An 8,131-nucleotide genomic window follows, 5' to 3' on the forward strand; every position below is an offset into this window, starting at 1 on the left:
GTCGGCGCGGTCGTCGACCTCTTCACCCCAGCCGAATGTGCCAATTACTTCAAAGCCGCAGGATATGAACCGGATTAAACAGGACGTGCTCTAGTCAAACATCATGGTTTCGAATGTCCGCAGAGGTGCAGTTGACCACCGAGCAACCGCCAAAGGTCTGTCCTGGGTCAAACTCGGCAGTAAAAGTGCCGCTGCGTGTCATCATCCGTTCGGACAGTGTCGCCATCCGATTCGAGCCCCGACTATAACAGTCACTGTTACAACTGGGCCGAACTGGAAAAGCGAATCAGAACCTGAATGAAATCAGGTGCTTACAAGATGATGGTGCCCAGAAGAGGACTCGAACCTCCACTCCTTGCGGAACACGGACCTGAACCGTGCGCGTCTACCAATTCCGCCATCTGGGCTGGTGCGGGCTCTTTAGGCGGGCAAGGGGTGAGTGTCAACGCGCTTTTTTGCTCAATCAAGAAACACGCCCCGCTCGCCGGCTAGTGTCGTTTTGAATCTGCGCATGATCCTTTCCGAACCTGCGGTTCGGGGTCATGCGCCCTCCAGCACTTCCTTCGATGCCACCGTCGAATCGGCGTTGAGCTTGTAGATGACCGGCACGCCGGTGCCGAGCTCCAGTCTGACGATCTCCTCGCCCGACTTGCCGTCCAGCGCCATGATCAGCGCGCGCAGCGAATTGCCGTGCGCCGCCACCAGCACGGTGCCGCCCCGGAGCACATGCGGCTGCAGGTCGTGCAGATAATAGGGCCAGACGCGCGCGCCGGTGTCCTTCAGGCTTTCGCCGCCGGGCGGCGGCACGTCGTAGGAGCGGCGCCAGACATGCACCTGCTCCTCGCCCCACTTCTCGCGCGCGTCGTCCTTGTTGAGGCCGGAGAGGTCGCCATAGTCGCGCTCGTTCAGCGCCTGGTCGCGGATGGTCTCGAGATCGCTCTGGCCAACCGCGTCGAGAATGTGCTGACAGGTCTTCTGCGCCCTGATCAGCGACGACGTGAAGGCGATGTCGAATTTCATGCCGCGCGCCTTCAGTTTAGCGCCCGCTTGCTTGGCCTCGGCGTGGCCCAGTTCGGTCAGGTCGACATCGCGCCAGCCGGTGAAAAGGTTCTTGAGGTTCCATTCGCTCTGGCCATGGCGCACGAGCACGAGAGTTCCCGACATTTTTGCTCCTTCAGTTTGTGGATCAGATCGTCTCAGGCGAGTCCGAGCACGTCGCGCATCGAATACAGTCCCGGCTTCCTGCCGCGCGCCCAAAGTGCGGCCTTGACCGCGCCGCGGGCGAAGATCGCCCGGTCCTCGGCGTGATGGGCGAGCGTAAGGCGCTCGCCGGTGCCGGCCAGCACCACGGAGTGGTCGCCGACCACCGAGCCGCCGCGCAGCGTGGCGAAGCCGATCGAGCCGGTCTTTCGCACGCCGGTGTGGCCGTCGCGCGACCGCACGCTGTTCCCGTCAAGATCGATGCCGCGCCCAGTGGCCGCGGCCTCACCGAGCAGCAGCGCCGTGCCCGAGGGCGCATCGACCTTGTGCCGGTGATGCATTTCCAGGATCTCGATGTCGAAATCGTCGGCGTCGAGCGCGCGCGCCGCCTGCTCCACCAGCACCGCCAGCAGATTGACGCCGAGACTCATATTGCCTGACTTCACGATCGTCGCATGGCGCGCCGCTGCGGCGATCTTGGCATTGTCCTCGGCCGAGCAGCCGGTGGTGCCGATGATATGGGCGATGCGCGCCTGCGCGGCATAGCCGGCGAATTCGACTGTCGCCGCCGGGCTCGTGAAATCGAGCACGCCGTCGGCCTTGGCGAAGGCCGGCAGCGGGTCGTCGCCGATCGCCACGTCGATATTGCCGATGCCGGCAAGCTCGCCGGCATCCTTGCCGAGATGGGGCGAGCCAGGCCGCTCGATCGCACCGGCCACGCGGGCGCCCGGTATCGTATGGATGGCGCGAATCAGCGCCTGGCCCATGCGTCCGGCCGCGCCGACCACCACCAGGCCCATTTCACTGACGGGGGGGTCGTTTGTGGGTGTACCGCTCATAAAGTTCTCCCGATCGTCTTTTTCGCGCGCCGCACCGGAGTTTGGATGGGCTTGCCGTCGTCGACAAGCCCCAGCCCCTTGTTGCCCTGCACCCGGTGGAACCGGGCATAGACGCTGTGCGGGTCGGCCATCAGCGAGGCATACGTGCCTTGCTCGACCAACCGGCCCTGTTCCAGCACGATGATGTGGTCGGCATTGACAACCGTCGACAGCCGGTGCGCGATGACGATGGTCGTGCGCCCCTCCATAACCTGGGTCAGCGCCTGCTGGACGCGCGCTTCCGCTTCGTTGTCGAGCGCCGAGGTCGCCTCGTCGAGCAGCAGGATCGGCGCCTGTCGTACGATGGCGCGGGCGATCGACAGGCGCTGGCGCTGGCCGCCCGACAGCGTCAGGCCGCCTTCACCGACAGGCGTGTCATAGCCCTGCGGCTGCTGGCGGATGAAGCCATCGGCCTCGGCCTGTTGCGCAGCCAGCTTGATTTCGGTGTCGCTGGCGCTTAGCCGCCCGTAGCGGATGTTGTCGCGAATGGTGCCTTCGAACAGATAGGGCTGCTGCGAGACATAGGCGATCGAGCGGCGCAGCGACTGCTTGGTCATCTCTAAAATGTCCTGGCCGTCGACCTCGATGCTGCCCGCCTCGACATCATGGAAACGCTGCAGCAGCGCCACCAGCGTCGACTTGCCGGCGCCCGAGGCGCCGACGATGGCCGTCATCTTGCCGGCGGCGGCAACGAAGCTGAGATCCTGCAGCACCGGTGCGTCGGCGACATAACCGAACGACACATTGTTGAAGCGCACCTCGCCCCTGGTGATCGTCGCTTCGGCCGCCCCGGGTGCGTCGCCCTGCTGCGGCTCGAGATCGAGCAGCTCGTAGATCATGCGCGCATTGACCAGCGCCCGTTCCATGCCGACCTGCATGCGCGCCAGCCGCCGGGCCGGGTCGTAGGCGAGCAGCAATGCGGTGATGAAGGCAAAGACGGCGCCAGGCGGCTGGCCGCCGACGGCTGCCCGGTAGCCGGAATAGGCGATAACGCCGGCGACGGCGAAGCCGGCCAGCATTTCGGAGATCGGCGTCAATCGCTCCGACACGCGGGCGATGCGGTTTGCCCGCTGCTCAGCACCGGCGACAAGACCGCTGATGCGGCGCGACAGCTCGTCCTCCAGCGTAAAGGCCTTGACGATGGCGATGCCTTGCGTTGCTTCCTGCATGGCGCCGATTAGCCGCGAGTTGATCTGCACGGCTTCGCGCGTGGCGCGCCTGATTCTGCGGGTCAGGTAGATCACTGTGTAGATCAGCGGCGGCCCGATCAGCAGGGACATCAGGGACAGCATCGGATCCTGCCAGATCATGACACCGATCAGCGCGGCCAGCGATACGGCGTCGCGTGCCACGGATGTCAGCGTCATCGACAGCAGGTCGCGGATGCCGTTGACGTTCTCGTTGATCTGGGCGGCCAGCCGTCCCGAGCGCGTGTCGTTGAAGAAACCGATGCCGAGCTTCATCAGATGAGCGAAGATGCGGCGCTGGTAGCGCGCCACCAGATTGTTGCCGATCCTGGCCAGCGTCACCGCCTGGCCGTAGGTGGCCAGCCCGCGCAGCATAAACGCGCCCAGGATCGATAGACAGATCAGCGCGATGAGATCGCCGCGCTGCTCATAGAAGATCTGGTCGACGACATCCTTCATGATCCAGGCGGTGAAAGCGGTCGTGGCCGCAACCGTCACCAGGCACAGAACCGCCAGAACATAATACCAGCGATAGTCGTGGCTGTTCTCGGCGATGACGCGGCGGATCACCGCCACGATCTCGCCGGGCCGGGCTTTGGCTTGGTGGTTTGGCGACTGGTTCAAGTCGGGATCGTTCCAGTGATGTCGGTCCGGCTCCGCGGCCGGACGAATTCGGCAATCCTCTTAGCGCCCCGGTGGCGGCTTGCCTATGGCCGAGGCCGGCAAAACTTCATCGAGTGGAGTCCCCCCAGAAATTAGGGGTTCTAGATGACCGTAGTTGGCGGTGAGCGGCCGTTAACCGAGCTGATATTGAACGGCGATATGCTGGAATAGTGAGGTCCAGAGGCGGGAGCTCCCTGACATGAACCGCATCGGAGATCATCAGGAATACAAGAAATGGTCGGCCCAAATGGCTTTCTTACCAACGTGGTTGGATTCGGCGCCTTTATACCTGTATCCCTGTTTATAGTTCTTGTCGGGTATATCGTATTTCAAGACCTTCTCTTATGGACAAGCAGGGGCGGTACCTCAATTATTTCTTCACTCATAGAAAGCGAGAGGCAAAGATTCTGATCGCCATCTGGGTTATTGGTTTTTGCTTCATACTTATAACGGGGGTTCTATCAACACTTTAGTACGCTTGGAACGCATGTCGCCTTCGCGGCGATACCACACGACGCGCGCGCGTAGGCTAGGCCCGCCAGCGCCGCCCTGCCGTCTGGACCCCGAACAGCGACGGGTTTCTGGCATAGGCCGCGAGTCCGGAAAGCGCTGCCAGCGGATGGGTGATCACATAGACCGGCATGGTGCGCATCAGCTCGCTGTGCGGCGCCTTGTCCTCGAAGGCGGCGCGGAAATTGCCGGTTTTCAGCGCCGGCAAGATTTTCTGCGCGATGCCGCCGGTCAGGAAGACGCCGCCGCGGCTCATGAACACCAGCGCAAGGTCGCCGGCAGTGCGCCCCAGGCAGGTGACGAACATCGACAGTGCTTCCTCGGCCACCGGATCTGACTTCGCCAGTGCCGCCGCGGTGACTTCGGCCGGCGTGGTGAAGGGCGCGGGTTTGCCGTCCGCCTTGGCCACCGCCCGATAGGCATTGACCAGGCCGCGTCCGGACAGGATCTGTTCGCCGGAGATCCTGCCCTCGAGCTTCTCGATATGCGGAAAGACCTGGAAATCGCGCGGCGAGCGCGGCCCGATGTCCATGTGTCCTCCCTCGCCGGGCACCGGTATCCAGTGGTTCAGCGCGTGGACCAGGCCGGCGACGCCAAGCCCGGTTCCGGGACCGAGCACCACCCGTCCGGCATTGGGCTCCGGCGCATCGCCGCCGATCTTTTCCATATGCTCTTCGCCGAGCGCCACGACGGCCAGCGCCTGCGCCTCGAAATCATTGAGCACCACGACGTCGCTCAGGCCGAGGCTGGCAAACATCTTTCTCGGCTTGACGATCCACGGGCAGTTGGTGAGCGGGATCTCGTCGCTGTCGACGGGGCCGGCCACCGCCAGCACGGCGGAGTTGGGCCGGACCGCCGAGCGGTCGAGCACCGCTGCCTGGATCGCGTCGTCGATGGTGTTGAAATTGGCCGTCTGGACGATCTGCGGTTCGGTTGGTTCCGAGTTCGCGTCGAGCACGATCGAAAAGCGCGCATTGGTGCCTCCAATGTCGCCGATCAGGACCGGAAACTGCAGCGCTGTGTCGTCGTCGCCTGGCATGCTCTTGTCTGTCCCGGTTCCCAGTGGCGTTCCGCCGTTCTTTTGTTGACTAGCGCATGACCCGGGAAAGGGAAAGTCGCTTCAGAGTCAGTTCCGGTGCAATCACTTCAGGTCCGAATTTCGTCCTTGCCCCATTCAGCGATTGCGCTGCCCCTCACCTGCCTGCCGGCATCCGCTCCCCGTATAGTGACGGGGAGAGGGGGCCGCTTTCATCGATGGTTCGCCAATCTCCAACGCTGCAAGAACGGCGCCAAGGCAGCGGCCAGCCCCTTTCTCCCCGTCACTATACGGGGAGAAATGCCCGGCAGGGCAATGAGGGGCGGCGCCGACCCAACAGTTGGTCGTTGCCAACATCAGTGGAAGCCGAGGCGATTATCCTGGCCTCAGTTCCCCGGCCGCGGTCGCGGCAATGGAATGCCAATCTCGGGCGTTGCCGCGAAGGCGTTGACCGAGGCCGGGAGCGCTGCCGCGCCGCTGACGGATGCCCGCGCCGGCGACGGAGCCTTCGTGAGAACGGGTGCAGTCGCGACCGGCACGCCGTCGCCATAATAGGTGACCGCCTCCGCCGAAGCCGGATCTGGCCCGTCGAGCACAGCCTGGCATGCCGCGGGCAGGCTCGCCATCGTCATCACGTCGCGCGCTTTCGGCCTGTCCGGGTTCTTGTTGGGGCGCCACGGTTCCTCGGTGAACCACCATGCCAGCGACTGGTCGCAGCCGTCGCCGGGCGCTGTGTTTTCCTGCGCTTTGCAATTGGGCGAGCCGGGCTGGCAGCCGATGCGGATGTGGAAGTGATAGTCGTGGCCCCAGAACGGCCTGACCTTGCGCAGCCATGCGCGGTCGCCTTTCACCGTGTCGCAGAGCTTCTTCTTGATGCCCGGATTGACCAGGATTCGCTCGACTTCCGCGTAGCTTGCCGCGCGCTTCAGGAGCCGCATATGCGCCGGAACCCAGAGCGCATCCTTCACCAGGTGGGTCTTTTCGTCGACAAGCAAGGTGGCGCTCATGTTTTCGCGCTGCTCGATCGAAAGCTTGCGGTCGGGCATTGGCGTCAGCCAGATGTCGGCGTCGAGGCCGATCTGGTGCGAGGCGTGGCCGGTCAGCATCGGCCCGCCGCGCGGCTGTGAAATGTCGCCGACCAGCAGGCCGGGCCAGCCATCGGCCGCGGCGTCGCGCGACAGTTTCTCGATCAGCGCGATCATCGTCGGATGGCCCCAGCGGCGGTTGCGCGAAGGCCGCATCACCTCCCACTTCGGGCCGTCCAGGGGGATGGCGACGCCGCCGGCAAAGCAGCCCTTGGAATAGAAGCCGATCGACTGCGGCGCAGCCACGGCCGGCAGCTTTTTGGCGCCGAACAGGTTTTTCGCCAGCTCTTCGGCCGCTGCAGGTCGTGCTGCAAGCCCCGCCACGGCGAGGACGGCGAGTGTTGCTAATGCATGTCGCCCAAAAGTGCGCAGCGGTTTTGGGACAACGACATGCATAAACAGAGATCTAAAGCGCGTTGCGACGCGCTTCAGCAGCAGCTTTCTACCGGACAATGATCGCTTCAACGTTTTCATGAAGCAGAACCCCTCTGCGAATGAAGTCGAATCATATCACGCCCGGCGCGCGGTTTCGATCACGACCGCTTCATCGGGCTGCGCGCCTCGCCGTCGCGCCAGTTACCCTCAGCCCACATATGGTCGAAGGCGGCCCGGTAGTCGGAAAAGCGGAAGCGATAGCCGGCGGCCTTGATCGCTGCGTTGGCGACACGCTTGTTCTCGCCATAGAAGGACCGCGCCATGGCCGAAAGCTGGGCGGTCTCGAACGGAATTTCCGGCGGCGGTGTGACGCCCATCAGCCCGGCAGCATAGGCGACAACGTCCTGCGGCGGCGCCGGCAGGTCGTCGGTGATGTTGAAGATGCCGCCGCGATTGTCTCCGATTAGATGCCAAAGCGCCCCGGCAATGTCGTCGCAATGGATGCGGTTGAACACCTGGCCCGGCTTGACCAGCCGACGCGCGGTGCCGTTTTCCAGATTGACCAGGGCATTGCGGCCTGGCCCGTAAATGCCGGAAAGCCGCAGGATCGCCACCGGCCGGCCGATGTCCTGACCCAGCTTCAGCCAGTCCCGCTCGGCGGCGACACGCATCATCGAGCGCTTCGACACCGGCCGGCATTCGGCGGTCTCGTCCACCCAGCCGCCGCGTTGGTCGCCATACACGCCGACGGTGGAGAGATAGGCGATCCATTCTAGCGCTGGCATCTGCGCCGCGATTGTCTCGCGCGCCGCATTCGGCACCGGGTCGCCGGCCTCTTCCGGCGCCACCGAGACGACGAGATGGGTTGTTTTCTTCAGCGCGTCGCCGATTTCGGATGTCAGCGCGCCATCGAAAAGCAGCGGCTGGATTCCGGCTTGCCGCAGCGCTTCGAATTTCTCCGCTGCGCGTGTCGTCCCAAGGATTGTGCCGGCATCCCAGTTGGCGCGGGCAAATGCCTTGCCCGAATAGCCGGCGCCGAAAATGAAGATCTGCTTCTCGCTCATGCGTGCGCCTCGATTTGATTTGCCAGCGCCAGGCGCCATTCGCGTTGCACGGCTTCGTCATTTTCTGCTTTCAGGGCAGCGGTGGCACGTTTGGCAAATTCCGAAGCTGGCACAAGCCGTGACAGCTTCGGAA

General features: G+C 63.9%; 6 protein-coding genes and 1 tRNA gene. All 7 read right to left on the reverse strand.

All coding sequences use genetic code 11. The features are described 5' to 3' along the window. Positions 1–322: 322 nt before the first annotated feature. Positions 323–407 (reverse strand) — tRNA-Leu (locus NKH12_RS29155). 133 nt (positions 408–540) lie between these two features. Beyond that, entirely contained in the window at positions 541–1,164 is a 624-nt protein-coding gene (locus NKH12_RS29160) for a 2,3-bisphosphoglycerate-dependent phosphoglycerate mutase (protein ID WP_352956293.1), read from the reverse strand. Positions 1,165–1,196: 32 nt separating this feature from the next. Beyond that, positions 1,197–2,039 (reverse strand): 4-hydroxy-tetrahydrodipicolinate reductase, encoded by an 843-nt coding sequence (dapB, locus tag NKH12_RS29165; RefSeq protein WP_352956294.1) that lies wholly within the window; start codon positions 2,037–2,039, stop codon positions 1,197–1,199. Beyond that, a complete protein-coding gene (locus NKH12_RS29170; RefSeq protein ID WP_352956296.1) occupies positions 2,036–3,889 on the reverse strand; it encodes an ABC transporter ATP-binding protein in 1,854 nt (617 codons plus the stop codon). Before NKH12_RS29170 ends, dapB begins: the two co-directional genes overlap by 4 nt. 568 nt (positions 3,890–4,457) lie before the next feature. Continuing rightward, positions 4,458–5,477: a glucokinase gene (locus tag NKH12_RS29175; protein ID WP_352956297.1), complete on the reverse strand. Its 1,020-nt coding sequence runs from the start codon at positions 5,475–5,477 to the stop codon at positions 4,458–4,460. Positions 5,478–5,860: 383 nt separating this feature from the next. Beyond that, positions 5,861–6,955 carry a penicillin-insensitive murein endopeptidase gene (gene mepA, locus NKH12_RS29180; protein WP_352956299.1) on the reverse strand — a complete coding sequence of 365 codons (1,095 nt, stop codon included), beginning with the start codon at positions 6,953–6,955 and terminating at the stop codon, positions 5,861–5,863. A 137-nt stretch (positions 6,956–7,092) separates the two neighbouring features. After that, the gene (locus NKH12_RS29185) at positions 7,093–7,998 is read right to left on the reverse strand and encodes an SDR family oxidoreductase (protein ID WP_352956298.1); all 906 of its coding nucleotides are present in this window, start codon (positions 7,996–7,998) and stop codon (positions 7,093–7,095) included. Between the last annotated feature and the right edge of the window lie 133 nt (positions 7,999–8,131).

The sequence above is a fragment of the Mesorhizobium sp. M1322 genome, assembly GCF_040318085.1.
Classification (GTDB): Bacteria; Pseudomonadota; Alphaproteobacteria; order Rhizobiales; family Rhizobiaceae; genus Mesorhizobium.

Bases quoted from the DNA above. Each gene is read 5' to 3' on its own strand.
- NKH12_RS29175 (WP_352956297.1), bottom strand. From the start codon at position 5,477: ATGCCAGGCGACGACGACACAGCGCTGCAGTTTCCGGTCCTGATCGGC.
- mepA (WP_352956299.1), bottom strand. From the start codon at position 6,955: ATGCATGTCGTTGTCCCAAAACCGCTGCGCACTTTTGGGCGACATGCA.
- NKH12_RS29185 (WP_352956298.1), bottom strand. From the start codon at position 7,998: ATGAGCGAGAAGCAGATCTTCATTTTCGGCGCCGGCTATTCGGGCAAG.
- NKH12_RS29160 (WP_352956293.1), bottom strand. From the start codon at position 1,164: ATGTCGGGAACTCTCGTGCTCGTGCGCCATGGCCAGAGCGAATGGAAC.
- dapB (WP_352956294.1), bottom strand. From the start codon at position 2,039: ATGAGCGGTACACCCACAAACGACCCCCCCGTCAGTGAAATGGGCCTG.